A 25,553-nucleotide genomic window follows, 5' to 3' on the forward strand; every position below is an offset into this window, starting at 1 on the left:
TCACGGGAATGCAGTTGCAGGAAAGCGGTACAGGGTTGATGTGCAGTATGGAGCGAAAGCTCATCTGGCGCAAAACTCTTCAAGTCGCTATAATAGCAGAATTGCTGTAAAGTTATTTTGCAACAAGTACTCGAGCAGTAAAGTAATAAGTCACAGCAGCATCAGTGCCCACGTGGCGGAATTGGTAGACGCGCATGGTTCAGGTCCATGTGCCTTCGGGTGTAGGGGTTCGAGTCCCTTCGTGGGCACCATTACCTAATTCGCAAAAAAGCCGCAAACTTTCACGAGTTTGCGGCTTTTTTCATTTCCGTGACCCATCCTGGAATAAGTTGACACTTTTTCGTTACAGAGAAGGAGTGTCCGATGGAACAAGGGTTTCGACGCAGTCAGCGAGATTACAGCCTGGCTTTTAAATTGAGCGTTGTCGAGCAGGTTGAAAAAGGCGAGATGACGTACAAGCAGGCGCAAACGCGCTACGGAATACAGGGTCGGTCGACAGTTTTGGTATGGTGTCGCAAACACGGCCTGCAGGATTGGACGCATCCCAGGGGCCGAAGCCAACGGAGAGCGACCATGACAGACACACCAGCCAGGCCACTGACGCCAGAGCAGCGCATCAAGGAGCTGGAGCGTCAGCTCAAGGAAGAAAAACAGAAATCCGCGCTGTTCGAGGCGGTTCTCGACGTTCTGCGTGACGAATACGGGGTGCCGGTAAAAAAGCCTTTGGGCAGGTCATCGCGCGCAAGCAAGTCGAAGGATTAAGCGTCGAACGGGCCTGCCGCTGTGTCGGCATCAGCCGCCAAGCGTATTACCAGCGCCGTCAGCGCGAGCGACATTGCCTGGACAGGGCGCAAACTGTCGTCAAGCTGGTGCAGCCGATACGCCTGCGCCAGCCACGCATCGGCACGCGCAAGCTGCACAGCATGCTCGGTGCAGCCTTTTCCGGTGCAAAAATCAAATTGGGACGCGATGGACTCTTTGATATCTTGCGCCAGGAGCGGCTGCTGGTGCAACCACAGCGGGCCTATCATAAGACCACGAATAGCCATCACCGCTTCCGGCGCCATCCCAATTTACTCAGGGAGGGGCCGGGACAAGTGCTCGCCACGCGGCCGGAGCAGGTGTGGGTAGCCGATATCACGTATCTCCCGACCGCCGGAAAATTCGTCTATCTGAGCTTGGTAACGGATGCGTATTCGCGCAAGATCGTGGGCTATCACGTGCACGCAAGCCTGCAAACCGAAGAGGTCAGCGAGGCCTTGAAGATGGCCCTGCGAGCACGACAGCGCAAGACGCCGCTGATCCATCATTCAGACAGGGGCATCCAGTACTGCTCGACTTACTATCAAGAAATTCATCGTCGTCATGGACTGACTTGCTCCATGACCGACGGCTACGACTGCTATCAGAATGCGCTGGCCGAACGTATCAACGGCATTCTGAAAGGCGAGTTCTTGCTGAATCGACCTGCAGACCTGAAACAGGCGAGCAAAATGGTGGCGCAATCGGTGCGGATATACAACCAGGAACGACCACATACGGCCTTGAAGTACAAAACGCCCGATGCGGTGCATCGGGCGTTTGTGCAGCAATAAATACTGTCAACCTATTTTAGGACTGGACACCGATGCAGCACATCGAACGCCAAATAATTATCAAAAAAGAATATTTGCATTCCATTCAATAGTATATTGACATCTCCCACATGCCACGCATCGCGCGTGACTGGCAACAGCATTACGGAGAGACGTCATGACATGCAGGCCCGGCAAACACAAACGGATTCTTTTCAGCAGCCTCATCGCATTAAGCCTCGGCGCTGGCACCAGCCAGGCGACCGACTGGGTGAGCACCCGTTCCAGCAGCCCCGAAATCGTCAAACCGGCGCCCGAACAGGTGACTTTGCAGGTGCAAAATCCCCCTTCCTTTGCCTGGCCGCGCCATGCCAGCTATCCCGCGCAATATGTCGTGGAGATTTTGCCGGCTGAGGGCACAGCAAGCACCCACACCGTTTCGCGCAACTTCCTGCTGCCGTCAAGCGCACTGCCGCCAGGCAATTATGAATGGCGCGTGAGCCCTCTCTCGACGTCCCCCGACTGGTCCAATAAGCGGCCATTTACCATCGACAGCAATTCACGCACTTTTGTCGTTCCCGAATCGTCCGAGCTGGCGGCCACCGTGCGAGCCCACCCGCGCCCGCGCCAGTTGCCAGCCTCCTTTGCGCAAGCAAGCGCCTGGGATGCCGCCATGAACAGCAAACGGCGCCCCTTCCTGAACCGCCTCGTGAGTGAGGTCAATCTGAATACCACCGCCGTGGCCAGCGTCCACGATGGCCTGTGGACCCAGCCCAACGATAGCGGCCAGTACAACCGCATTGCCAATGCCGCCGGCGCCGTAATCCGGCAGATGGAAGCGGCCGCCCTCCTGTTTCGCCTGACACAGGAACGCAGATATCTGGACGAAGCCATACTGCGCGGCGACCAGTTGGCCGCGCTGAATCCGGAGGGCCCCACCAGCTATAAGGCGCAGGATCAGGTCGCGCGCATGATTGCCCTGGTACTTGCGAAGGGCGCCGATTTTCTGTGGCTGGATCTGGACGCACCTCGCCGCGCGCACTGGCTGTCGGTCGCCGCGCAGCGGCTGACACCGATTTATGCGGACCTGTCCATCGCCGGCGGACGTCTGGACCAGTCCCCCATGGACTCGCACGGCGTCGAGGCGCTCGGTTACCTTGCCGCCACCTCAACCCTGCTGCTCGATGCCAGACCGGAAGCGCAAGCCTGGTTCAACTTCGCCGTGCGCTCGTACATGCATATCGTCCACGTCTGGAGTGGCCCGGAAGGCGGCTTTGCCAACGGCTCGGCGTATGGCCAGTACACCACCGACATGCAAATGCAATTATGGCAGCCGCTGGCCGAAGCCACTGGCGTCAGCCTGTTCAACAAACCCTGGACGGCGGGATTCTCCAATTATTTCATGCAGTTCATTCCACCGAACGCACCGCGCCATGTCTTCGGCGATGTCCATGAAAGCAAACCGGACCCGGCACTCCTGAAGGCATATGTAGCACGGCAAGCCACGCCAGCGGCCGCCTGGTACAGCAACCAGCCAGGCGCACAAGAAAATCCCATCACCCTGCTGCAGGCGCCCTACCCGCTTCCCGCCGATACGGTCGCACCCGAAGCACCGCCCAACGCCATGCTCTTTCCCAGCATTGGCTGGGCGGCCATGCATAGCGACATCAGCAATGCTGCCCGCACTTCCGTCTACTTCAAATCGAGTCCGTTTGGAGCCTTCAATCACAGCCACGGCGATCAAAACAGCCTGGTCATCAACAGCGGCAACAAACCACTGCTGATCGAAGCCGGCTACCAGGACTACTATGCATCGCCGCTCTCGAAAAGCTGGTACCGCCAGTCGCGCGCGCATAACGCCATCACATTTGATGGAGGAAAAGGCCAACTCGTCGAAGGCCATTACGAGACGCGCTACAAAAACGGCAAGATCACGGCCTTCACGCACGGTACGGACCTCGACTATGTGGAAGGCGATGCCAGCGCCGCCTACAGCAACGACCTGAGCCTGGCCAGGCGCCAGGTATGGTACTCGCGCCAGAATGACGTGGTGGTAGTGCTCGACAAGCTGACCTCCGCGACGGCCCGCACTTTCGAATGGAACATCCATGCACTCAATACCTTGTACCTTTACCCGAATGGCCGAGCCAGCATAGAAAATGGCACGGCATCACTTTGCCTGCAATCACTACGGCCAGACGAGGAGCAATTGTCCGGCTTTAGCGCCCCCAATCCGCCCCTCGAAGCCAGCCAGCAGCATGCCGCCTACGTCAAGACCAGCCCGGCCATGGCGGCAGAGTTCCTGATCGTGCTCGATATCGGCTGCAAATCGGTGCCAACTTCATTGCAGCCGGTGTCTGGCGGACGCTTGCTGCAGATAGGCACGCAAACCATCACCCTGCCCCAATAAGCGCCAAACGCCTGTTTTTTGCTAAAAAAACAGCTGCATCCATCCTCCGCTCCTAGGGAAATGCCTTTTTTCAGGTGAAAAGGGTATTTCTTGAAGAAAAGTACAAAATGTTGATTGACCGAATGCGCGCCAGCCCTTATGATTTTGTCCTCGCTGCAGAACACGCAGCGACAAGCAGCAAAGCAGCATCAGTGCCCACGTGGCGGAATTGGTAGACGCGCATGGTTCAGGTCCATGTGCCTTCGGGTGTAGGGGTTCGAGTCCCTTCGTGGGCACCATTACCAAAATTCGCAAAAGAGCCGCAAACTTTCACGAGTTTGCGGCTTTTTTCATTTCCAGCCTCAGCAAACCCTGTCGGCATTCTTGACAGGTGACGGCTGCGCACGCGCCAAGTCCTTGATTTTACGAGTGAGCACGCTTCTTGCCTGCACGATGGCATCGCCATTGCTGGAGCGCCGCCATGAAAAGCCTCGTCGCCGTCCTCGCCTTGATGTTACCTATCAGCACTATCGCCTCGCCCCTGTTCAATCTGCAATACGTACCCGGCACTTCGCTGCAGGCGCAGCAGGGATTCCAGGCGGCGGCCGCGCGCTGGTCGCGCGTCCTGAAAGACAATGTCACCATCGAGCTGACGGTGGGCTTCAATTCGCTGGGCGGCAACATCCTGGGGCAAACGGGCTCGTCGGAAGCGTTTTACCGCTACAGCGACTTTCGCGGCGCCCTGGCCGCCGACGCCACGTCCACCATCGACCAGCGGGCGTTGGCGCACCTGCCCGGCGGCGACAGCTTCGGCATGCTGATCAACCGCACGGCCAACAGCCCCAACGGACCCGGCAGCGCCCTGCCCTATCTCGACAACAATGGCGACGCCAACAATCAGTATTTATCACTGAGCAATGCCGAAGCCAAGGCCGTCGGCCTGGCTCCGCCGCCCCAATCGCTGGACGGCTGCATCGGCAATTGCGACGGCTTCATCCAGTTCAACAGCGATTTCAACTTCGATTTCGATCCCGGCAATGGCATCGGCGCCCACAGCATCGACTTCATCGGCGTGGCCATGCATGAAATCGGCCACGCACTGGGCTTTCTCAGCGGCGTGGATATCCTCGACTACAACTCGCCGCCGCTGGGCGGCCCCTATGACGACACGGAATTTACCTACGTCTCGGGACTGGACTTGTTCCGCTACTCGGCAGAAAGCGCCGCGGCCGGCGTGATCGACTGGACGGCCGACAACCGCGACAAGTATTTCTCGCTCGATGGCGGCGCGACGCGCGGTCCGCTGTTTGCCAACGGCAGCTTTCACGGCGACGGCGACCAGGCCAGCCACTGGCGCGACAAGTTACACCTGGGCATCATGGACCCGGCGGTGGCATACGGCGAATTATTGCGCCTGCGCTGGAACGACTTGATCGCCCTCGATGCCATCGGCTGGGATATCGCCCCGAACGCCATCCCGGCGCCGGGCACCTTCCCGCTGTTATGTCTGGCACTGATGCTGCTGGCATGGCAGCAACGACGCTGACTACGCTGAAAAAACAGGCAGTTTTACGCCATTTCTCATATGGAAAACCCTTTTTTCAGTGGAAAAGAGGGTTTCTTGAAGAAAAGAGCAAAATGTTCATTGACCGAATCGCCGCCAACCCTTATTATTTTGTCCGTCGCTGCAGAACACGCAGCAGACAGCAAGCAGCAGCAAAACGCAGCACAATGCCCACGTGGCGGAATTGGTAGACGCGCATGGTTCAGGTCCATGTGCCTTCGGGTGTAGGGGTTCGAGTCCCTTCGTGGGCACCACCAGCAACGAGTTGTTTTCGTTGTAGTCCGCAGTACAGTAGTGAGATACAGCAGTAAGCAACAAGCAGCATCAGTGCCCACGTGGCGGAATTGGTAGACGCGCATGGTTCAGGTCCATGTGCCTTCGGGTGTAGGGGTTCGAGTCCCTTCGTGGGCACCATTACCAAAATTCGCAAAAGAGCCGCAAACTTTCACGAGTTTGCGGCTCTTTTCATTTCAGAATGCCGCGCGGTATTCCCAACCTGCGGCACCCTCCCCTTATTTGGCCAGCGCCGCCTTCACGGCGTCAAGCAAGGTCGTCGTCGGACGGCCAATCAGCGCGCTCAATTGCTTGCCGTGGTCTTCCAGGGCGCCCTTGGCCGCGCCCGCATCGGAATCGGCCAGCAGATCCGCAAAGCCTTCCGGCACGCCCACGCTCACCAGCGCCGCCTTGAAGTCCGCCTGCGGCAAGTCTTTATAGACGATCGCCTTGCCCGACTGGCGCGCCACTTCGGCCGCATACTCGGCAAGGGTAAAGCCATGGTCGCCGGCCAGTTCATAGATGGCTTGCGGCTGGGCCGCCGTCAGCACGGCCGCGGCGGCCGCCGCATAATCAGCGCGCGCGGCGGACGAGAAACGGCCGTCTTGCGCCGCGCCCAGCACGACGCCATGCTCGAGCACGGGTGCCAGGTGTTCCGTATGGTTTTCCAGATACCAGCCGTTGCGCAGGAACGTGTACGGCAGGCCCGACGCGCGGATGGCCGCTTCCGTGATCACGTGCTCGGCGGCCAGGCCCAGCGGCGACGTATCGGCGCGCAAGACACTGGTATAGGCCAGCAGGGAAACGCCGGCGCGCCTGGCCGCATCGATGACGTTCTGGTGCTGCTGCGCGCGCTGGCCCACTTCGCTCGACGAAATCAGCAAGATTTTCGTTGCGCCCTTGAAGGCCGCATCGAGACTGGCGCCGTCGTTGTAATCGGCCTGGCGTACCTGCACGCCCCGGGCGGCCAGGCCGGCGGCCTTGGTCGGGTTGCGCACGGCGGCAATGATATTGGCTGCGGGAACGGATGCGAGCAGGCTGGCAATGACGTGCTGGCCCAGATTGCCTGTGGCGCCGGTGATGACGATCATGATTTCTCCTTGGAGGGTGGCTGGTAAAACCCTATAATAGGACTATTACTTACTTATTGTAAGTACGTACCTTTTGGTAAGTATGGATTACCCTCACATTGAAGACCAACTATCATGCCCACAGACACTCCCGGCGCCAGCCTGCGCGCCGCTCTCGCCCGCCAGAATCAGGAGGCGCACCTGCTGGCGGCCACCTGCCCGTCGCGCGCCGTGCTCAGCCACCTGACCAGCCGCTGGGCCGTGCTGGTGCTGGTACTGCTGCTGAGCGGCACGCGGCGCTTTAGCGAACTGCGCCGCGAAGTGGGCGGCGTCAGCGAAAAAATGCTGGCGCAAACCCTGGAAGCGCTGACGGGCGACGGCTTCGTGCTGCGCCAGGCGTATCTGGTGATCCCGCCCAAGGTGGAATACAGCCTCACGCCGCTGGGGCGCGAGGCGGCCGAACGCCTGGCCGTACTGGTCGACTGGATCGAAGACAATTACCCGCGCATCGAACAGGCGCGCGCGGCCCTGGATGCGGCACCGCCAGCGCAAAATGCGGCTTGAGCAGATTGCTTTTGATCATCAAGAATTATCGTTTACTCCTACTTGCCTTGATGTAATACTAGGCCCATGAACCGCGTAAGGGCGCGACACCATGAATCAGTTGATTTCTTCCATCACCGACCGGGCCAATGTACTGCTGGTCAGCAATTCGCCGAACGAAGTGCGCGAACTGCTGTATGTGCTGGACCGGCATAACCTGGGCACGGGACTGGCGGGCGATATCGACGAAGGCGTGGAACTGGCGGCCGGCGGCACGGACCTGATCCTGCTCGACGCGGCTCTGGCGGGCTCGAATATCGGCGCCACCTGCATGCGTCTGCGCAATGCGGGCGGACGCCACAGCGTGCCCCTGCTGCTGATGTCGGCCACGCCCAGCGCCGAAGAGCAGGGCCGCAGCGTGGGCGCCGGCGCTTCCGACTACATCAAGATGCCCTTCAATGCGCGCGACGTGGCGGAAAAAATTCTCATGGAACTGGCCTTGCACAAGGCCGAAGCTTCCGCGCCGCATGCCGCCACGCCGCCGCGCCCCGTGCATCCGCAAACGCTGGAAGTCAATTACCACTCGATATTGGCCGGTTCACCCGACGCCGTGCTGCTGTTCGATATCGACAACGAGTTGCTGATCGACGCCAACCATCTGGCCGAAGAACTGTTCGGCATGCCGCTGGCCGAGTTGCTGCAAGGCGGCATGGAGCCGCTGTTCCCCAAACATCAGAGCGATGGCCGCGCCTCGCCGCAGCTGCTGGAAGAAAAGATCCGCGATACCCTGCAAGGCAAGATCGTCGTCTTCCGCGCCAGCTGCTGCCACCGCGACAGCCACCCGATCGCCTGCGAAATCCGCCTGATGCGCCTGTCCGTGCCGGGCCGCCAGCTCGTGCATGCGCGCATCATCGACTTGACCGAACGCAACCTCGCCGAAGCGATGCGCTCGGGCCAGAGCGCCCTGCTGGAAATGGTCGCCAAGGGCGCGCCCCTGATCCCCACGCTGAACCAGCTGCTGCTCTTGATCGAAGGCCAGTCGCGCGGCGTGCTGTGCTCCATCATGCTGCTCGACGACGACGGCACCCACATGCACAGCGCGGCCGGTCCCAGCCTGCCGACCGAGTACATGGCCCTGCTAGAAGGCGTGGCCATCGGCCCCGGCGTGGGCTCCTGCGGCACCGCCATGTTCCTGCGCGAACAGGTGGTGGTCAGCGACATCATGCGCGATCCGCTGTGGGCGCCCTACCGCGAGCTGGCCGCGCCGTTCGGCTTGCGCGCGTGCTGGTCGCAACCCATTTTCGGCCAGGATGGCGCCGTGCTCGGTTCCTTCGCCATGTACTACCGCGAAGTACGCCAGCCCGATGCGCGCGACCTGGAACTGATCGACACGGCCACCGACCTGGCCGGCATCGCGATTGGCCGCATGCGCCATGAACGCGAGCTGCAACGCCACCGCACCCACCTGGAAGATCTGGTGGCCGAACGCACGGCGGCCCTGACGCAGGCCAAGGAACATTCGGAGCAGACGAACCGCGAGTTGGCCGCCGCGCTGGAAAACCTGTCCATCACGCAGGAAGAACTGGTGCGCCGCGACAAGTTGGCCGCGCTCGGTGCGCTCGTCGCCGGCATCGCGCATGAACTCAATACGCCGATCGGCAACGGTCTGGTGGTGGCCACCACCATGGCCGAACGCACGCGCGAAATCCAGGCCAGCTTTCTCGATGGCCTGCGCCGCTCCGAACTGGGCGCCTACCTGACCCAGGCCAGCGAGGCGGACGCCATCATGCTGCGCAACCTGCAGCGCGCGGCCGACCTCGTTTCGAGCTTCAAGCAGATCGCCGTCGACCGCGCCAGTTCGCAACGCCGCCACTTCCTGCTGCGCCAGTTCGTGGCCGAGCTGATGCTGCCCCTGTGCACGCAGCTCAAGGCCGCCGGCCTGAGCCTGACGCAGGACGTGCCGGAGGGCCTGGCGATGGACAGCTATCCCGGTCCGCTGGGCCAGGTGCTGAGCAACCTGCTGGAAAACTGCCTGCGCCACGCCTTCGAGGGCCGCAGCGGCGGCACCATAAACGTCAGGGCGCGCGGCAGCGACGACGGGAAGACGATCACCATGTCCATCGCCGACACGGGCGTGGGCATCGCCGCCGACGACCTCGTGCACGTCTACGACCCTTTCTTCACGACCAAGCTCGGTTCCGGTGGTTCGGGCCTGGGCTTGCATGTGGCGCACAACATCGTCACGGGGGTGCTGGGCGGCCATATCGACGCCACCAGCAGCATCGGCGACGCCAGCGGCACCACCTTCACCCTGCAGCTGCCCGCCGTGGCGCCGCAATCGCCCGCCCCCTGAACGGCAGGCACGCTACAATGCCGGCAGGCTTTTCTTTCGGAGTACTTATGAAATACCTGATCGCCACGGCCCTGCTGGCCGCCTGCGGGTACGCCACGGCCGGACCGGCTCCCTGGTACAAATGGCGCAGCAAGATCGACGGCACCCTGTCGTGCGCCCAGTCCACCCTCGGATTTGGCTGGGAACTGGCCTCGGGACCGTACAAAGATAGCCGTTGCGAAAAACCGGCGCTTGTTAAATAATGGGGCCATGACCACACGGGGCACCGGCTTGAGATCAAGCGATGGCAATGCGGCGTCGAAAGAGTATGGAACGATAAGAACGTATCTATTCAAACCGAGGAGACCACATGTTTACGAATCCCGAACAATTCGCATCGGCCACCAAGGCCCTGTTTGAATTCCAGCTGATGACCTTCAACACCCTCACTTCCAAGGCCGTGCAAGGCGTGGAACAGGTGCTGGCATTGAACATGGCCACCGCCAAGTCCGGCATCGAGGATGGCCTTGCCGCCGGCAAGGAAATCAGCCAGGCCAAGGATCCGAAGGCCGCCATGGCCGCCGCCGCCGCCCAGCTGCAACCGGGCGTGGCCGGCGCAAAAGCGTATAAACAGCAACTCGACGACATCATCAAGGAAATCCACACGGAATTCACCACGGCCGCCGAAGCCCATGTGGCCGAAGCGAAAAGCAATCTGAGCGCCCTGATCTACGACGTCACGAAAAACGTGCCGCCAGGCTCGGAAAACGCCGTCGCCATCGTCAAGGCCGCCATCGACAACGCCTTCCTCGGCTACGAGCAAGTGACCAAGGCCACGAAACAGGCCGTGAAGACCGTGGAAGAGCAGATCGCCAAGGCCAGCGCGCAAGTGGCGCAGGCCACGGAAAAAGCCACGGCCGCACCTGAAAAAGCAGCACCGGCGGCCAAACCGAAGGCTGCCAAAAAGTAAGCCGTAGGTCGGATTAGCGCGGCAAGGCCGCGCGTAATCCGACGCACTGCTGGCGCTCATGGTGATGTCGGATTACGCGCTTGCGCGCTAATCCGACCTGCCCGACCTACAAGAATTCACCGGCAGGGTCCGGTATTCGCCCCCCCCTCCCACACCCCAGAAATAGCCTGAGCCTAGCTGCAGAAATCCTGGCGAGCCTTCGCCTCGACGGTTCCGGCCAGCTGGCGGCGCCAGGCCGCCATGCGCCATGCGGCCCAGGCGGCGGACAAGGCGCCGGCGACGAGGATCAGCCGCGTGTCGATCAGGGTCAGCACGGAGCCGCTGAGGGCCACGACGATGTTGGCGATGCAAAAGGTGGTGGCCAGCAAGCCCATCACGGCGCCCTGTCCGTGCGCACTGAAGCGCTCGGCGCACCAGCCCTGTATGACCGTGTTGTACAGCGCATTCGGAATGCCGAACAGCACGATGGCGGCGATGCCCACCCAGATATTACCCAGCGCCAATATCCCCACGGCCAGCGCCACGCCGCACGCATACCAGCAGGCCCGCAGCAGCGGCGCATGGCGGCTGGGACCGCCCGCCAGCAAGGACGTGACCGTCATCGTGCCGCACAGGCCCACATTCACCCAGGCAATCTCCTGAGCATGATAATGGGCCGTCTCGACCAGCCACAGCGGGTAGAACTCATAAAAACTGGCCACGCCGCAGGTGAACGCCAGTTGCACGATGAACAGGGTGCGCAGCTCCTCATGGCGCAGCAAATTGAGCGAATGGCGGTCGCGCGCCACTTGCCACCACGACGTCGTCAATAGCGAGGGCGTTTCGCGCGGCAAGCCGACGGCCACCAGCACGGCGACGAGCATCAGCGCGGCGGCGGCGATCCAGAACGGCACCGTCACGCCCCAATGCAAGGTGGCGCCCGCCAGGATCGGACCCACCAGCCAGCCCAGGTAAAACGCGCCGTTCAGCCACGACATGGCGCGCAGGCGCAGCGCTCCCGTCAGCTGGTCGGCCAGCATGGCGCGCGCCACGGCGCCGTTACCCTCCAGCAAACCCGTGATGAAACGGGCGACGATGAACAGCGGATAGGACTGGATCACCAGCGCCCAGGCCGTGATGGCATGGCCGATGGCGGCGCCCACGGCCGTGCGCATCAGCAAGGGGCGGCGGCCGTAGCGGTCCGACAAGGGGCCCAGCAGGGCCGAGCCGATCAGCAAGCCCAGCGGGTTGATGGTCAGCGCCAGGCCGAACAGCAATTTCGACGGCAAGCCGAGGAAATTGTTGAAGGCGTTCGGCGCCTCGGCCGCGAACAGGGGCGGCAGGATAGGATATGGCAGCGAGGCGCCGATGGTCGACAGCAGCGCCAGCAGGCAGGCGGCGGAAATCAGGATGATGTTTTTCATGCGGGCTCAGCGAATTTTAGTCTGGCAAGCATACGTTGACCATGCCACACAAGCAAACTTAAATATCTATTAATCATGCCATCATTGCCGCCATGAAGCGCGCCAGGCATCGCCTCGGCTATCATGCCGCCATGACCCACGTTGAACAGGACAAACATGACACTGTCAGAAATTGAAAGCAAACTCGGCTTTATCTATCCTGCGCTGTACCGGCAGCTCGAGCGCGACGGCATGCTGGCCGTGGGCGAATACGGGCCCGACTGGTACAAGCTGGTCTATCCCACATTAAAGGATAAACCCACCCTGCTGCTGCATGCCGATGACTTCGAATTGCTCAATATCAAGGCCGTTGCAGAAGAAGCAGACACCTTGCGCGACGCGGACGATTACCGGCAGATCGATCCCACCTTCCGCTTCATCCCGTTCGCGCAAACGGGCGCGGGCGACCACTACTGCTTTTTCGCCTCCGGCCAGCAGGACGGCGACATGCCCGTCGTGCTCCTGTGGCATGACCAGAATGAAGCGCAGTACCTGGCGAAAAACCTGCAGGATTTCGTGTTCCACATGTTGTTGAACAGCATGGCGGATCAGGATACCTATAACGAGGTCAGCGACGAGGCATTCAGGGAACAGCTTGCCAACACCCTGGGCACGCATGCGCGCTACCTGACGGCGCGGCAAGCCGACGTGCTGCAAACCTTGCTGGCCAGGGACATCCTCGATTACGAGGTGGCGTTGCCGAAAGGACGCAAGCAGGCGCACCGGGGCTTGCTGACCAACATCGAACTGGCCAGCCTGCGCGCCGAACTGATTCCCTACGAAAAGTTTGATACCTGTTTTGCCTACAGCGCGGCTGGCTGAGCATAAAATCGCTGGGCAAGCGGCGGCTGAAGGTTTAAACTGTATATAAACACAGTAAAAACCATCACCTTGCAACTTGCCCTATTCCCATCCCCATGCTGAGAGTCCTGGAAAATCCCCTGTACTATCTGGATAATTTCCAGGACGTGCTGAACTGGATCTGTGCGCGTTACGCCGATCTGCTGAGTCTTGAGGAAACGCAATTCATTGCCGACTTCGGCGCACTGCCGCAGCCGTCGCGCGCCCTGTTCGTGCGCCTCGTCATGCGCAAGGGCTGTCTATTTCGCGCCAGCAAGCTCAATTACCCGGAAATCGGCGACACGCGCGCCGCCGCCCTGCCCTTGCTGGCCCTGGCATGGGTGGAAGCCGATCCCGTCATTGCGCTCGAAGAACTGTTCGAGCAACTGTTGAAAGCGGAAATCGCCCAGGCTTTCGATCTCGCCCCGTCCCTGAAAGCGGCGCGCAAGGCCGAGCAACTGGAAGCCTTGCGCGGGCAGCATGGGGAAAACAGACCGTTTTCCGCCTGGCATCCGGCCTCCGGCGACGTGTTGTACCGTATCGGCCTGCAAGCGCTGTGCGACCGCCTGCGCCTGATTTACTTTGGCAATTATCACCAGGACTGGTCGGAATTCGTGCTGTCCGACCTCGGTGTGTATCAATATGAAAAAGTGGAATTCTCGCCCGAGTCGCGCGGCTTTCGCACGCGCCAGGATATCGAGCACTATGAAGTGCTGCACCAGTGCCGCGAACGCTACAACGACAGCGCGCCGGCGGACGAGGTGCTGCAGGAACTGGCGGCGCTGCCATTGCCCGAGGATAATACCTGGCTGGCCAGCCGGCGCGACAAGCTGCGTTTCCAGATCGCCCAGCATCTGGAGAAATGCCAGGACTGGCCCGCCGCCTACCGCGCCTATGCCGATTGCCGCTATCCGGGCGCGCGGGGCCGCGCCATCCGCGTGCTGGAAAAAGACGAGCAGCCGCAAGCGGCCTATGAACGCCTGACGATCGCCCTGGCGGCGCCGGAAAGCGAGGCGGAACAGCAATTGCTGCTGCGCATGGCCCCCCGTTTGCGGCGCAAGCTGGGCCATGCGAAGCAGGCGGCCAGCGCCCCCGCCAGCGTCGAGCGCCTCGACCTGCTGCTGCCGCATCCGGGCGAAGCCTGCTACGTGGAAGGCGTGGTGCAGCAACACCTGATGCGCGATGACGCGCCCGTGTATTACGTGGAAAACACCCTGATCAACTCGCTGTTCGGCCTGCTGTGCTGGCCCGCCATCTTCAAGGCCATGCCGGGTGCCTTCTTCCACCCGTTCCACCGTGGCCCGGCCGACTTGCACAGCGCCGATTTTTACCAGCGCCGCAGCATTGACTTCGCCGCCTGCCTGGCGCAACTGGACGACGGCAGCTACCACGCCGCCATCCGCGCCACCTTTGCCGCGAAGCACGGCGTCGTCTCGCCCTTCGTCAGCTGGGAGGCGCTGGACGACGGCTTGCTGGACCTGGCGCTGGCCTGCATGCCCGCCGCGCACCTGAAGAAGGCGTTCGAGCGCATCTTGCTCGATATCAAAAGCAACCGCAGCGGCTTGCCTGATCTGATCCAGTTCTGGCCGGCGGAACGGCGCTACCGCATGATCGAAGTCAAGGGTCCGGGCGACCGCCTGCAAGACAACCAGCTGCGCTGGATCGCGTATTGCGCCCAGCACGCCATGCCCGTCAGCGTGTGCTATCTGCAATGGCAGGCGGCGGCATGAGCGCCAGGAGGTACACGATCGCCGTGCGCGCCCTGTGCGAATTCACGGCCAAGGTGGGCGACCTGGACCTGCGTTTCACGCCCTCGCCCACGGCGCAGGAAGGCATGGCCGGCCACGCCACCGTCACGGGCCGGCGCGACGACGATTACCAGCGCGAAATCAGCCTGTGCGGCGACTTCGGCCCCCTGCACGTGCGGGGCCGTGCCGACGGCTACGACCCGGCGCGGCGGCAGCTGGAAGAAATCAAGACCTACCGGGGCGAGCTGGACGCCATGCCCGCCAACCACCGCCAGCTGCACTGGGCGCAGGCGCGCATCTACGGCCACTTGCTGTGCCAGCAGCTGAACTTGCCCATGCTGCGCGTGGCGCTCGTGTATTTCGACATCGCCAGCCAGAAGGAAACCGTCATGCACGAGGAATGCACGGCCGAGGCGCTGCGCCTGTTCTTCGAGCAGCATTGCGCGCTGTTCCTCGACTGGGCCGAGCAGGAAATGGCGCACCGCGCCAGCCGCGACGCGCAGCTCACGGCCATGGCCTTTCCCCACGCGGACTTCCGCCCGGGACAGCGCCAGCTGGCCGAAGCCATGTATAAGGCCAGCAGCCGCGGCTGCGGTTTGCTGGCGCAGGCGCCGACCGGTATCGGCAAGACGGTGGGCAGCCTGTTTCCCATGTTGAAAGCGACGGCCGCACATGGCCTCGACAAACTGTTTTTCCTGGCTGCCAAGGTGCCGGGCCGCCAGATGGCGCTCGACGCCTGCGCCATCCTCAAGGAGAGCGCCCCGCTGCTGCCCTTGCGCGTGCTGGAACTGAGCGCCAAGACCAGTGCCTGCGAACATCCCGACAAAGCGTGTCATGGCGAATCGTGTCCGCTGGCCAAGGGTTTTTACGACCGCCTGCCGCTGGCGCGCGAGGTGGCGCTGGCCAGCGGTTTAATCCTCGACAAGGAAGCCGTGCGCGCCGTCGCCTTGCAGCAGGGTATTTGCCCGTATTACCTGGGCATGGAATTGGCACGCTGGAGCGACGTCGTCATCGGCGACTACAATTATTATTTCGACCTCAGCGCCATGCTGTACGGCATGACATTGGCCCACGACTGGAAAGTCAATGTGCTGGTCGACGAAGCGCACAATATGGTATCGCGCGCGCGCAGCATGTATTCGGCCGAACTGGCGCAGATCGACCTGAAAATGCTGCGCAAGTTCGCGCCCGAAGGGCTGAAAAAGCCGCTGGACCGCCTCTCGCGCCAGTGGACGGCCTTGTTGAAAGAGCAGGATGGCGATTACCTCGTGCATGCGGCCTTGCCCGATAAATTCTTTGGCGCCCTGCAAGGCGTGGCCACGGCCATCGGCGACTACATGGCCGAGCATGCTGCCGCGCTGGACGAGGACTTGCAGCGCTTCTATTTCGACGTGCTGCTGATCAACCGCCTGGCGGAAAGCTTTGGCGAGCATTCGCTGTTCGACGTCAGCAAGACGGAGACGGGTTCCACCGTCTGCATCCGCAACATCGTGCCGGCACCGTTCTTGAAAGAGCGCTTCGCGGCCAGCCACAGCACGGCCCTGTTTTCCGCCACCCTGAGCCCGTGGAATTACTACAGCGATACCCTGGGCATGCCGGCCGACACGGCCTGGGTCGACGTGGAATCGCCATTCCAGGCGGAACAACTGTCCGTGCGCGTGGCCGATACCATTTCCACGCGCTACCAGCACCGCGCCGCTTCGCTGCTGCCCATCGTGCAATTGATAGCGAAGCAATACGCAGAAACGCCGGGCAACTACCTGGCCTTCTTCAGCAGCTTCGATTACATGGAAAAGACGGCCACCCTGTTCGCCCAGCACTACCCGGACGTGCCCATCTGGCAGCAGCCGCGCCGCATGGATGACGGTGCCCGCGCGCAATTTCTGGGCCGTTTCGGCCTGGAAACACGCGGCATCGGCTTTGCCGTGCTCGGCGGCGCGTTCAGCGAAGGCATCGACTTGCCCGGTGCCCGGCTGATCGGCGCCTTTATCGCCACCCTGGGTTTGCCGCAGATCAATCCCGTCAACGAGCAGATCCGCCAGCGCATGGGCGACATCTTCGGCGCCGGCTACGACTACACGTATCTGTATCCGGGCATGCAGAAGGTGGTGCAGGCGGCAGGCAGGGTCATCCGCACCCAGTCGGACAAGGGCGTCGTCTACCTGATCGACGACCGTTTTTCACGCCCGGAAATCCGCCAGCTCTTGCCCACGTGGTGGGATGTGCAGCTGGCTGGCGGATAGCACGCGGTTAATCTCTTCAGGTGTTGCCAGCCCGCTTGCGCGGCACACTGGCCTTCCGCTTTCGGGGGGGCGTCGCAGATGCAGCAAGTGCGCTGTCATGGACATCGGCATCAACTTCCTGGCTACGCAGAAAATTCTGCAGTTCGATACGAACGCCGTTTTGCGCGACGACCGACAATTCCAATGTCATGCCCAGCGATTGCAGGAAGCGGCGCAAGGTCGAGACATAGGTGTCGGTACGCTTTTCCAGCTGGGAAACGGCATGCTGTTGAATCCCCAGTTCCCTGCCAACCTCCGCCTGGGTCTTGCCCACGGCCTTGCGGAAATCCGTCAGCGTGGCGGCATGCGCTATCATTTCCTGCATTTTCTCCTGGGACAGAGCCGCAATTTTTGCCTGACGCTCGGCCGGCAAACTGTGGATCACGTCATTCAGATTTCTTCCCATGGCTAGCTCCTGTTCCTGAAATCATCTCCTGCCTTTGCCCTGCCTTGCTGTCGCCGTGGTCAGGTTTTTGAGGTGTTGCTCGTAGCGCGCATTTGCCTTGAACAACAAATCCCTGTAAAACCTGTCCTCGTCGACACCCTGCTTGGCTGCCGCAACCAGAATGACCGCCTCTCGCCGTGTATCGAAAGCAAAGACCGCGCGCCACACCTCTGCCCCGTTATTGGCCTTGAAACGCAGCTCTTTCATATTCGGGTGTTTAGGATGCTTCAACGTCCCGACATGAGGACGCCCGGCAGCCGGACCCAGCTTCGACAGTGCATCGGCACTCGCCAGCAATTCATCCTGGACATCTATCGGCAGAGCATCGAATTCCGCATCGAAGTCATCGTGAAACGTGACCGGCCAAGTCTTCGGCGCATTCATTTATCATCTCCTGATGATATCACGCTTAGATGATTAAGCATCTATGCCATAGAACATGCTAGCCCACCAGTAACCTGAGTTTCTGATACCCCGCCTTGCTCACGGGTATCCTCGTCTCGTCGCGCAAGATGGCCACGTGGCTGTCCTTGGTGGCCGCCTCGATGCGGCGGATGCCGTCGATATTGAGCAGGTACGAGCGGTGCACGCGCAGGAACTTGGCGGGGTCGAGCTGGGTTTCCAGTTCCGCCAAGGTTTGGCTTTTCAGGTAGGACTTGCCCTCGGAACGGATGCTGATGTAGTCGTCTTGCGCCTCGATGTAGTCGATCCGGGCACTGGCGATGACGTGGACCTTGGCGCCATCGCGTATCAGCACGCGATCCAGGGGCGCGGCGCGCGTGGCCGCCTCGCGCGCCACCATTTGCACAGTGTCCGGCGTGCTGCGGTTGGCGCGCGCATGGGCCAGCGCCTGGTCGAAGCGCTGTTCGCTGAACGGTTTCAGCAGGTAATCGAGCGCATGGCATTCGAACGCCTTCAAGGCGTACTGGTCGTAGGCCGTGACAAAGATCAGCTTAGTCTTCGCGCCGATCAGCTCGGCCACTTCGAAACCGTCCAGGCGCGGCATCTGGATGTCGAGGAACACCAGTTCCGGTTCCAGTTCCGCGATGGCCTTGACGGCGTCGAAGCCGTTGGCGCACTCGGCCACGATGTCGATATCGTCATGGCGCGCCAGGTATTCGCGCAGCACGCTGCGCGCCAGTAATTCATCATCGACGATGGCCACCCGCATTCTTGCCTGCATCATGCTTCCTCCGTGCCACCGGTCTGCGCCGGCATCGATAAGGTTACTTCAAACGTCGCGCCGTGCCGCGTCCAGTGCACGCCGGCCTTGTGGCCATACGCGCCGGCCAGGCGCTGGCGTACATTTTCCAGGCCCACGCCATTACCGCGCGCTGGCCCCTGATACGCATCAACAGGATTGCGCACGGCAATCTGCAACAGGCTGCCCACGCGCCGGACTTCGATGGCGATCAGGCCGCCCTCCGTCAAGCCGCAGATGCCGTGCTTGACGGCATTTTCCACCAGCGGCTGTATCAGCATGGGCGGCAGCAAACAGGCCAGCGCGGCAGTGTCGATGCTTTCCGCCACTTGCAGGCGTTCGCCGAAGCGCACTTGCTCGATGGCGAGAAAGTGGCGGATCAGCACCAGCTCCTCTTGCACGGTAATGTGCTTGTGCGCTTCCAGGCTCAGGCTCTGGCGAAAGAAACTGGCCAGCTGCACCGTCATCTGGCGCGCGCCCGCCGCATCGATAGACGTCAGGGCGCTGATGGAGTTCAGGCTGTTGAACAGGAAATGCGGATCGATTTGCGTGCGCAGCATGCGCAGTTGTGCTTCCTGCGCCATCAGCTGCGCTTCCAGGCCCCGTTGCTCGGCCATGCTGGCGCGCACGAATTCGAGCAGCAGATAATGCACGGCGGCGGCCAGGCAATACAGCAGCGCGCCCAGGCCGAAGAACAGGGCCAGCAGCGACTGCGTCAGGTCCACGCCCAGCCAGCGCACGTCCGGCAACAGGCTGACGCTGTTCAGAAATTGCAGCAGGGTTGCCCACAGCAAGCCCGCGAACAGCGCCGCCACGCCCATCACGCCGGCAATGGCGAGCGGATGGCGCGCGTGCAAGGGGTAGGCGCGGCACAGGTAAAACGCGGAAAAGCCGGAACCGATCGCATACACGAGCGTGGCGGGCACCACCAGCAGGACGGCATTGAGCCAAGGCGCGTGCGCCACCCTGGCCAGGAGGGAGGCCAGGGCCAGGCCCAGCGCGATGCACACCAGGAACACCACCACGGCGCCGCGCCGCTTCGACAAGGGTCCGGACATGCGCGCCTAGTTGCGGATTTCCAGGCCGCCCATGATGGCGTAACCCGTCACGTACAGGCGCTTGTTCTGGTTCGGCGGCACGATGGTCTTTTCTTCGAAGCCGCCAAGGATGGGCGTGCCTTGCAGCACGACGCTCCAGTCGGGCGGAATCTTGATGGTGACGCCGCCGCACAGGGCAAACACGTTGAGCACGGCTTCGCCGTCGATCGATGCCTGGCGCAAGTCGATTTCGCAGCCGGCCATGATGACGTTGATATCGCCGCCCCTGAAGCGCTGCGACGACACGCGCCGCACGTAGCCGCCGAGGATGGCCGTCACTTCGATGATGCTGTCGTCGTCGGCCTGGCCGCCCGTGCCGGGTGCTGCAGCGGCATCGGCATCGGCGGGTTCCTTGTCGAGCGACACGGCGCCATTCCTGGGCTGGACGAAGGCGTCAGGCGCAGCGCTGCCATCGGGCGGCGCGGCAAAATGCCGGCGGCGCTGCCGCTGCTGTGCGCCGGGCAAGGATTTCGACACGACGGCCACGCCGGCGGCGATGATGAGCAGCGGCCACAGCATGCTCCAGTTGATATAAAACAAGCCCATGGCTTTCAGGGTCCAGCTCAGGCCCAGCAAGACCATCACGCCGCCGAGTATGTAGCCGGAGCGGTTATGGCTTTGCGATATTTTCAGCAAGCCGAAAATGATCAGGATGGTGGGCCAGAAACGGAAGGTGTAGCGCACGTTGATGAAGCCGAGGTTGTCGAGCAGGAACAGCAGCCCCAGGCCGATGACGATGACGCCCAGCACGATCTGCGATGGCGAGTGCAGCGGCGGTCTATTTTTCATGCTCGGACTCCCGATAGGCAATAAAATGTTTGTTCAACAGCGGCTCCAGCACGAGGCCCACGCCCCAGGCGATCAGCAAGGCTGGCCAGCTATTGTAGAAATTCAAGTTCCACAGTTCTTCATACGACACATACCACCAGGCGGCGAAGAAGATCAGCCACAAGCCGCTCAATACCTGCTTGGCGGACACGGGCGTGAGCAGCTTGTTAAGGCCGAAGACGACCAGTATCAGCGGCCAATAATGCCATAGTGCATAGTAATCATGGAGATGGATCACATCGAGCCGGTCCAGCAGGATGACGGCGCCGATGGCGATCAGCAGCACGCCCCACAGCAGCTGGGTACGGCGGTAATAAGCGGGTTCAGGTTTCACGGTCGTCCCTTGAAGTGAATTGATCGTAAAGATACGCGGATTTCGGCCGCGCGAAAACAGCGCTTCGGCGAATGGCGGACGGGCAGCGGTGAATGGCGCGGCGGCGGGAATAACGGGCAAAAAACAGGCAAAAAAAAGACCGGCTAGGGCCGGCCTTGAAGGGGTTCGCAGTTCACACCGCGACCTGGAGTTGCAGTGCATGGCTGCCTGGCGCAAGCGCGCCGGCAGCGGAAATCTGGTGCCGATCCTTGAGGCGACCGGCTGACCTGCTGGAAGATCGAACATGCCGCCAACTTCACGGCAGTGCGTCTCAACCAAGCAAAGGCATCATACTCCCGATCGGGCAAAAGCACCGTTCGCTAGCGCACACAGATGCGGATTTGCTGAGCTGCATCAAGCAGTCGTGGCGCGCGGCGAACGCAGCATGTCGTTCCCGATCCATGCCAGCACGGACGGTCCCTGCGGCTGCCAGCCCAGCAGCTTGCGCGCCCGCTCGCCGCGCACGCGGCTGTTGGAGCCGAGGCCGTAGGAAGCCATCTCGTAACCCCATTCGGCAATCGCTTCCGGCAGCGGCCAGTCCTGCGCAGGTCCCAGGTCCAGTGCCTGGGCGATGGCGGCCGTCATGTCGCGGAAAGCCGCTTCGCCCGACTCGACAAAGTAAAAGGTGCCGGCCGGCGAGTTTTCCAGCGCCAGCAAATACAGGCTGACGACGTCGTCGATGTGCACGTTGGACCAGATGTTGCGGCCCGGCCCCACGTGGCGCACGATGCCGCTCTTGCGCGCCTGCTTGAGCAAACGGGGCAGCTGCACGCTGTCGCGCGGCAAGGCACCATGGCCGTAGATCAGGGTGTTGCACAACACGCTGGCGCGCACGCCCTGGCCTGCGCTGGCCAGCACCAGCTCATCGATGGCGACGCGGGCCGCCTTGTCGGCCGTCGGCGCCGGCAGCTTGTCTTCATAATAGATCTGTTCCGTGCCCTCGCCGCCCGACGCGTCGCCCACGATGGACGAGCCGCTGGTGTGGAGGAAAGGCTTGTTGCTGCCGGCCAGCGCTTCAATGATGGCTTCCACGGCGCCCCGGTGGTCGCTGCTGGCCGCATTGATGACGGCGTCCGCCGCCTTCGCCTGCTCGATGATCAGCTCGCGGTCGTTCAAGGTACCGACGATACCCTGCACGCCGATAGTGGCCAGCTCGGCCACCTGCTCCGGCTTGCGCACGAGGCCCGTGACCTGATGGCCGGCGCGCACGAGGCCCGCCGCGATGGAACTGCCGATGAAACCTGCCGCACCTGTCAAGAATACTCGCATCATTACTCCTTTGTTGGTTCAGATTGCAATCAATCACAGCAACAAAGTATGCCCGCTTTCGTCTTTCGCAAAAAGCGGCCGCGCGGCAAAAGATTTATGCCTTGGACGCAACAGTCTTGTTTTTCAGCTGCAGGGCGGCGATGTAGCGGCTCCGGTAGGCGGGGTCTTCCGGCGTCAGCAAGCTGAGCCTGTCGCGTGCGCGCGTGGCGGCCACATAAAAACGGTTCTCTTCTTCCAGCGGATCAGTCTTGCTGCGCGGGAATTCGTCGACGGCCAGGTAAGGCAGGATCACGTGGTTGTATTCGAGGCCCTTGATCTGGTCGATGCAGGCGATGACCAGCTTGGCCTTGCCAGTCGAGACCGTCACGGCGTCTTCCATCTCGCCCAGCCAGCCGGCGAAGCCGCCCAGCGCCACGCCCGCTTCGCGGCACACGGCGATAAAGCCATGCAGGGAACGGGCGACGACCCGCGCCTGGGCAGGGTCGACATAGATGCGGCGCGCCGTCTGTTCCAGCTGCATCAGGCCAAAGATGTGCTGCAGCGCGTCGCCGGCCAGGGCGTCGGGGGGCAGCGCGCGCAGGTAGTCGACGGCGGCCAGGGTCAGCGCCGCCTTGTCCTGGTTCTGCGACTTGGCCAGCTGGTTCGTCAAGAAGCCTTCCAGCAAGTCAGGGTAATTGGCCACGTCGGCCTTGGCTTGCTGCAATTCCGCGCGTGTAAAAGGGATTTCCGCGAAGGCCACCAGGGCTTCGAGGATTTCGCCGCGGCGCGGGCCGCTCTTGATCGCGTGCAAATCCTTGCGGGCGATGGCGACCATGCCGCGCAGCATCAGCACTTCCAGGCTCAGCAGATAACTGTTCATGTCCACCAGGCCATACGCGATGCCGCTCTGGAACAGGGCCGTTTCCACGCGGATCGCTTGGTCTCGGTCGCGCAGCAAGATGGCCGTCGTGCCCGCATGTGCGTGTTCGAGTGCGGCGATCAACTGGGCGCTGCACGCCTGCGGCTGCGCGTGGTCGTACTCGAGCAGCTCGATGTGGGTGGCGCGCGACAGGGCCGACACGCTGGGCTTGTTCTTCAGCACGCCGACAGCCTGCGCCAGTTGCGGGCCGTAGCGGTAGGACGCCGTCAGCGGCAGGCGCTGCAAGGCGGGGAATTCCTGCTCGAAGCGCTGACGCAGGAAGCGGTGGTCGGCGCCCGACCACGTGTAGATCACTTGATCCTTGTCGCCGGCGCCGCAGAAAAACGCGTTGCCGCGGCGTATCAGCATGGTCAGCAGGCGGAACGATGCCTCGTTCAGGTCGTGCAATTCATCGGCCACGATGATCTGGAACGCGGGCAATTGCTGGCGCAACGGTTCGTCGCCGTCGAGCATGCGCACGAGGTCGTAGGTGGCGTCGAAGGGCGCGCGGAACTGGATATCGCCCGTGTCGGCGCCGCGCAAGCCTTCATATTCGCGCAGCCACAAATAATGCGTGCGCGACATGCCCAGCATTTCCAGGTTGTCATCGAGCGAGTTGCTCTCGAAGTCGGGATTCTGGAAATCCAGGCGCGCCTTGGTGCGCAATTGCAGTTTCAGGAATTCGGCGATGGCGCCATTCGTCGTGTTGATTTCCAGCGGATAGCGGTGAGCGTATTTCTCGGAGACCACTTCCAGCGCTTCCCAGGCCACGGGGCGCAGCTCTTCATCGCTGCGCATGGAGGCCACCTGCATGTTTTCCAGCTGCAACAGCACCTTGGCGGCAAAGGCGTCGAAGGTGTCGACCGTCAGGCGCTTGACGACACCGAGCGGCACGCCCACTTCCAGCAGGCGCTGGCGCAGGGCCACGCGCGCCGCTTCCGTGAAGACGAGGGCCAGCATGCGTTCGGGCGCGCGGCCCCGGTGCAGGGCTTCGGCCAGGCGCAGGGCCAGGGTCGTCGTCTTGGCCGCGCCGGCATTGGCGTCGATCAAGACCACTTTCTTTTGCGCCGTCTGGATGGCGACCTGCTCCGGCGTGGGCGTGATGCGTTTGGGAATGAACTGCGGGGCGTTATCTGTACTCAAGGGTATCCTGAAATGATGTCTGTTCTCGGCGCGCTACCAGGCGCAGGTGCGCAAGCCGGCAAAGATGTCGCCCCGTTCGGGCGCATGGAAGGCGCGCATGCGGGCCGAATGCAGGCGCGGCGGCGTGGCGAAGGAGGCGCCGCGCAGCACCTGGTGCTGCATGAAATACGGCGCCGAATATTCGCGCCAGGCATCCACCGCAAAGCCCGGATACGGCTCGAACGGCGTCGCCGTCCACTCCCACACCTGGCCCCAGTGAAAGCGCGGATGGCCGGACAGCGCAGCATACTCCCATTCCGCCTCGGTCGCCAGGCGGCGCCCGGCCCAGGCGCAGTAGGCCTGCGCTTCATACAGGTTGATGTGGCGCACGGCTTCGTTCGGCGGCAAGGTAGTGCGCTGGCCGAAACGCATGGTGCGCCACTGCGTCGCTTCGCGCAGCCAGTACAGCGGCGACGAGCGCTCCTGCCGCATCAGCCAGGCGCTGCCGGCCGCGCTCCAGAACTGGCGGTTCTGGTAGCCGCCATCGGCGACGAAGTCGGCAAACTGGGCATTGGATACGGCGCAGGCATCGATGGAAAACGGCGCCACGTAGCAGCTGTGGGGCGGCGATTCATTGTCGAAGGCAAACCCGTTCCCGCGCGGCGAACCCAGTGCGATGGTACCGCCAGGAAAAGCGATCTGGCCCGCTCCGGGCGGCAAGGCCGGGCTGGCCGCCAGGGATTCCGGTGCTTCCAGGCCCAGCCATTGCAGGCCGGCCAGCATTTCCTCGCCACACAAGTCTTCATGGGCCAGGGCCAGCCGGTACGGCGCCAGGGCGCTGTCGACATTGGCTTCGCGCGACAGTTTATCGAGGACCCTGTCGAGTACTTCGTGGCAATACGTTTTGACGGCGCCGGGACTGGGCAGTTCCAGCGTCCAGCGCGCGCGCTGCTGCACCATGTTGGCGTCGAACAAGTCGTCGCCGCGCGTCAGCAGGGAGTTATAAATGGCATCGGCCGGATGGCTGGACGCCGCTTCGCGCAGGATGAACCATTCGGCAAACCAGGCGATCTGCGCCAGTTGCCATAAAGGCGGATTGAGGCGCGGATGACGGGGCAGGCCCGCCACCACGTCCAGGCCGGCAGTGACGTAACAGTCGAACAGGGAAAGGGTGTCCTGGCGCGCGGCCAGCAGCGACTGGGCCAGTTGCTGCGCGCCGGCTTGGCGAAAAGAGGCGTTGATTAAAGTCATAGCCAGATTGTAACGACTTATGCCAACTTTGCACTAGTCGCA

Annotated in this window: 22 protein-coding genes and 4 tRNA genes; 14 read left to right on the forward strand and 12 right to left on the reverse strand. The window is 62.1% G+C overall.

Annotated elements, in window-relative coordinates:
* The first annotated feature begins 166 nt into the window (after positions 1–166).
* The 7 genes from OX462_RS18015 (at position 167) to OX462_RS18045 (ending at position 5,941) form a co-directional block, all read left to right on the forward strand.
* Positions 167–251 (forward strand) — tRNA-Leu (locus OX462_RS18015).
* Between the two features lie 112 nt (positions 252–363).
* Positions 364–1,595 (forward strand): IS3 family transposase gene (locus OX462_RS18020; RefSeq protein WP_254670581.1). Its coding sequence is split into 2 segments (ribosomal slippage): positions 364–729 and positions 732–1,595, totalling 1,230 coding nucleotides; the frame shifts between segments, so codons are not numbered across the junction.
* 157 nt (positions 1,596–1,752) lie between these two features.
* Positions 1,753–3,984, forward strand: coding sequence for a heparinase II/III domain-containing protein (locus OX462_RS18025; RefSeq protein WP_409026720.1), 2,232 nt, complete (start codon positions 1,753–1,755; stop codon positions 3,982–3,984).
* A 193-nt stretch (positions 3,985–4,177) separates the two neighbouring features.
* A tRNA-Leu gene (locus tag OX462_RS18030) sits at positions 4,178–4,262 on the forward strand.
* Positions 4,263–4,444: 182 nt separating this feature from the next.
* The gene (locus tag OX462_RS18035; RefSeq protein WP_409026721.1) at positions 4,445–5,509 is read left to right on the forward strand and encodes an NF038122 family metalloprotease; all 1,065 of its coding nucleotides are present in this window, start codon (positions 4,445–4,447) and stop codon (positions 5,507–5,509) included.
* A gap of 187 nt (positions 5,510–5,696) precedes the next feature.
* Positions 5,697–5,781: transfer RNA gene (locus OX462_RS18040), tRNA-Leu, on the forward strand.
* 75 nt (positions 5,782–5,856) lie between these two features.
* Positions 5,857–5,941: transfer RNA gene (locus OX462_RS18045), tRNA-Leu, on the forward strand.
* 98 nt (positions 5,942–6,039) lie between these two features.
* Here the strand turns inward: OX462_RS18045 and OX462_RS18050 are convergent.
* Complete coding sequence (locus tag OX462_RS18050; protein WP_409026722.1) at positions 6,040–6,891, reverse strand: SDR family oxidoreductase; 852 nt, start codon at positions 6,889–6,891, stop codon at positions 6,040–6,042.
* Positions 6,892–7,005: 114 nt separating this feature from the next.
* Between OX462_RS18050 and OX462_RS18055 the strand changes: the two genes are divergently transcribed.
* From OX462_RS18055 to phaP, 4 genes are all read left to right on the forward strand, one after another.
* Positions 7,006–7,434 carry a winged helix-turn-helix transcriptional regulator gene (locus OX462_RS18055; protein ID WP_409026723.1) on the forward strand — a complete coding sequence of 143 codons (429 nt, stop codon included), beginning with the start codon at positions 7,006–7,008 and terminating at the stop codon, positions 7,432–7,434.
* A gap of 91 nt (positions 7,435–7,525) precedes the next feature.
* On the forward strand, positions 7,526–9,766 hold the full coding sequence (locus OX462_RS18060; protein ID WP_409026724.1) for an ATP-binding protein: 2,241 nt from the start codon (positions 7,526–7,528) through the stop codon (positions 9,764–9,766).
* A 47-nt stretch (positions 9,767–9,813) separates the two neighbouring features.
* A complete protein-coding gene (locus OX462_RS18065) occupies positions 9,814–10,008 on the forward strand; it encodes a hypothetical protein (protein WP_409026725.1) in 195 nt (64 codons plus the stop codon).
* Positions 10,009–10,115: 107 nt separating this feature from the next.
* A complete protein-coding gene (gene phaP / locus OX462_RS18070) occupies positions 10,116–10,715 on the forward strand; it encodes a TIGR01841 family phasin (RefSeq protein ID WP_070310500.1) in 600 nt (199 codons plus the stop codon).
* A 173-nt stretch (positions 10,716–10,888) separates the two neighbouring features.
* On the opposite strand, the gene OX462_RS18075 is transcribed toward phaP, so the two are convergent.
* Both OX462_RS18075 and OX462_RS18080 read right to left on the reverse strand, forming a co-directional pair.
* A complete protein-coding gene (locus tag OX462_RS18075) occupies positions 10,889–12,118 on the reverse strand; it encodes an MFS transporter (RefSeq protein WP_070310499.1) in 1,230 nt (409 codons plus the stop codon).
* Positions 12,115–12,276: a hypothetical protein gene (locus OX462_RS18080; RefSeq protein ID WP_409026726.1), complete on the reverse strand. Its 162-nt coding sequence runs from the start codon at positions 12,274–12,276 to the stop codon at positions 12,115–12,117. Before OX462_RS18080 ends, OX462_RS18075 begins: the two co-directional genes overlap by 4 nt.
* Here OX462_RS18080 and OX462_RS18085 point away from each other — a divergent pair.
* From OX462_RS18085 to OX462_RS18095, 3 genes are all read left to right on the forward strand, one after another.
* Complete coding sequence (locus tag OX462_RS18085) at positions 12,275–12,979, forward strand: SMI1/KNR4 family protein (protein WP_409026727.1); 705 nt, start codon at positions 12,275–12,277, stop codon at positions 12,977–12,979. The genes OX462_RS18080 and OX462_RS18085 overlap by 2 nt on opposite strands.
* A 95-nt stretch (positions 12,980–13,074) precedes the next feature.
* Positions 13,075–14,727: a VRR-NUC domain-containing protein gene (locus OX462_RS18090; RefSeq protein ID WP_409026728.1), complete on the forward strand. Its 1,653-nt coding sequence runs from the start codon at positions 13,075–13,077 to the stop codon at positions 14,725–14,727.
* A complete protein-coding gene (locus OX462_RS18095) occupies positions 14,724–16,988 on the forward strand; it encodes a helicase C-terminal domain-containing protein (protein ID WP_409026729.1) in 2,265 nt (754 codons plus the stop codon). Before OX462_RS18090 ends, OX462_RS18095 begins: the two co-directional genes overlap by 4 nt.
* A gap of 16 nt (positions 16,989–17,004) precedes the next feature.
* Here the strand turns inward: OX462_RS18095 and OX462_RS18100 are convergent, their stop codons facing one another.
* The 9 genes from OX462_RS18100 to senA all read right to left on the reverse strand — a co-directional run bounded on the left by OX462_RS18100 (position 17,005) and on the right by senA (position 25,511).
* The gene (locus tag OX462_RS18100) at positions 17,005–17,433 is read right to left on the reverse strand and encodes a type II toxin-antitoxin system RelB family anti-toxin (RefSeq protein ID WP_409026730.1); all 429 of its coding nucleotides are present in this window, start codon (positions 17,431–17,433) and stop codon (positions 17,005–17,007) included.
* Positions 17,434–17,454: 21 nt separating this feature from the next.
* On the reverse strand, positions 17,455–17,856 hold the full coding sequence (locus OX462_RS18105; protein WP_409026731.1) for a type II toxin-antitoxin system RelE/ParE family toxin: 402 nt from the start codon (positions 17,854–17,856) through the stop codon (positions 17,455–17,457).
* A 58-nt stretch (positions 17,857–17,914) separates the two neighbouring features.
* Positions 17,915–18,643 carry a LytR/AlgR family response regulator transcription factor gene (locus tag OX462_RS18110; RefSeq protein ID WP_070290779.1) on the reverse strand — a complete coding sequence of 243 codons (729 nt, stop codon included), beginning with the start codon at positions 18,641–18,643 and terminating at the stop codon, positions 17,915–17,917.
* A gap of 11 nt (positions 18,644–18,654) precedes the next feature.
* Positions 18,655–19,731 (reverse strand): sensor histidine kinase, encoded by a 1,077-nt coding sequence (locus OX462_RS18115; protein ID WP_070290778.1) that lies wholly within the window; start codon positions 19,729–19,731, stop codon positions 18,655–18,657.
* A gap of 6 nt (positions 19,732–19,737) precedes the next feature.
* On the reverse strand, positions 19,738–20,559 hold the full coding sequence (locus tag OX462_RS18120; protein ID WP_121669035.1) for a LiaI-LiaF-like domain-containing protein: 822 nt from the start codon (positions 20,557–20,559) through the stop codon (positions 19,738–19,740).
* On the reverse strand, positions 20,549–20,932 hold the full coding sequence (locus tag OX462_RS18125) for a LiaF transmembrane domain-containing protein (protein ID WP_070290776.1): 384 nt from the start codon (positions 20,930–20,932) through the stop codon (positions 20,549–20,551). Before OX462_RS18125 ends, OX462_RS18120 begins: the two co-directional genes overlap by 11 nt.
* 393 nt (positions 20,933–21,325) lie before the next feature.
* Complete coding sequence (locus OX462_RS18130; RefSeq protein WP_409028761.1) at positions 21,326–22,240, reverse strand: NAD-dependent epimerase/dehydratase family protein; 915 nt, start codon at positions 22,238–22,240, stop codon at positions 21,326–21,328.
* A 94-nt stretch (positions 22,241–22,334) separates the two neighbouring features.
* The gene (locus OX462_RS18135) at positions 22,335–24,281 is read right to left on the reverse strand and encodes a UvrD-helicase domain-containing protein (protein ID WP_121669033.1); all 1,947 of its coding nucleotides are present in this window, start codon (positions 24,279–24,281) and stop codon (positions 22,335–22,337) included.
* Positions 24,282–24,314: 33 nt separating this feature from the next.
* Positions 24,315–25,511 (reverse strand): selenoneine synthase SenA, encoded by a 1,197-nt coding sequence (gene senA / locus OX462_RS18140; protein WP_409026732.1) that lies wholly within the window; start codon positions 25,509–25,511, stop codon positions 24,315–24,317.
* Positions 25,512–25,553 lie beyond the last annotated feature (42 nt).

Origin of the sequence: Janthinobacterium aestuarii (assembly GCF_046113285.1) — a bacterium.
GTDB lineage: Bacteria > Pseudomonadota > Gammaproteobacteria > Burkholderiales > Burkholderiaceae_D > Janthinobacterium.

Bases quoted from the DNA above. Each gene is read 5' to 3' on its own strand.
- OX462_RS18100 (WP_409026730.1), bottom strand. From the start codon at position 17,433: ATGGGAAGAAATCTGAATGACGTGATCCACAGTTTGCCGGCCGAGCGT.
- OX462_RS18085 (WP_409026727.1), top strand. From the start codon at position 12,275: ATGACACTGTCAGAAATTGAAAGCAAACTCGGCTTTATCTATCCTGCG.
- OX462_RS18090 (WP_409026728.1), top strand. From the start codon at position 13,075: ATGCTGAGAGTCCTGGAAAATCCCCTGTACTATCTGGATAATTTCCAG.
- OX462_RS18120 (WP_121669035.1), bottom strand. From the start codon at position 20,559: ATGAAAAATAGACCGCCGCTGCACTCGCCATCGCAGATCGTGCTGGGC.
- OX462_RS18115 (WP_070290778.1), bottom strand. From the start codon at position 19,731: ATGTCCGGACCCTTGTCGAAGCGGCGCGGCGCCGTGGTGGTGTTCCTG.
- senA (WP_409026732.1), bottom strand. From the start codon at position 25,511: ATGACTTTAATCAACGCCTCTTTTCGCCAAGCCGGCGCGCAGCAACTG.
- OX462_RS18025 (WP_409026720.1), top strand. From the start codon at position 1,753: ATGACATGCAGGCCCGGCAAACACAAACGGATTCTTTTCAGCAGCCTC.
- phaP (WP_070310500.1), top strand. From the start codon at position 10,116: ATGTTTACGAATCCCGAACAATTCGCATCGGCCACCAAGGCCCTGTTT.
- OX462_RS18130 (WP_409028761.1), bottom strand. From the start codon at position 22,240: ATGCGAGTATTCTTGACAGGTGCGGCAGGTTTCATCGGCAGTTCCATC.
- OX462_RS18055 (WP_409026723.1), top strand. From the start codon at position 7,006: ATGCCCACAGACACTCCCGGCGCCAGCCTGCGCGCCGCTCTCGCCCGC.
- OX462_RS18060 (WP_409026724.1), top strand. From the start codon at position 7,526: ATGAATCAGTTGATTTCTTCCATCACCGACCGGGCCAATGTACTGCTG.
- OX462_RS18050 (WP_409026722.1), bottom strand. From the start codon at position 6,891: ATGATCGTCATCACCGGCGCCACAGGCAATCTGGGCCAGCACGTCATT.
- OX462_RS18065 (WP_409026725.1), top strand. From the start codon at position 9,814: ATGAAATACCTGATCGCCACGGCCCTGCTGGCCGCCTGCGGGTACGCC.
- OX462_RS18105 (WP_409026731.1), bottom strand. From the start codon at position 17,856: ATGAATGCGCCGAAGACTTGGCCGGTCACGTTTCACGATGACTTCGAT.
- OX462_RS18095 (WP_409026729.1), top strand. From the start codon at position 14,724: ATGAGCGCCAGGAGGTACACGATCGCCGTGCGCGCCCTGTGCGAATTC.
- OX462_RS18080 (WP_409026726.1), bottom strand. From the start codon at position 12,276: ATGTTTGTCCTGTTCAACGTGGGTCATGGCGGCATGATAGCCGAGGCG.
- OX462_RS18035 (WP_409026721.1), top strand. From the start codon at position 4,445: ATGAAAAGCCTCGTCGCCGTCCTCGCCTTGATGTTACCTATCAGCACT.
- OX462_RS18110 (WP_070290779.1), bottom strand. From the start codon at position 18,643: ATGCGGGTGGCCATCGTCGATGATGAATTACTGGCGCGCAGCGTGCTG.
- OX462_RS18075 (WP_070310499.1), bottom strand. From the start codon at position 12,118: ATGAAAAACATCATCCTGATTTCCGCCGCCTGCCTGCTGGCGCTGCTG.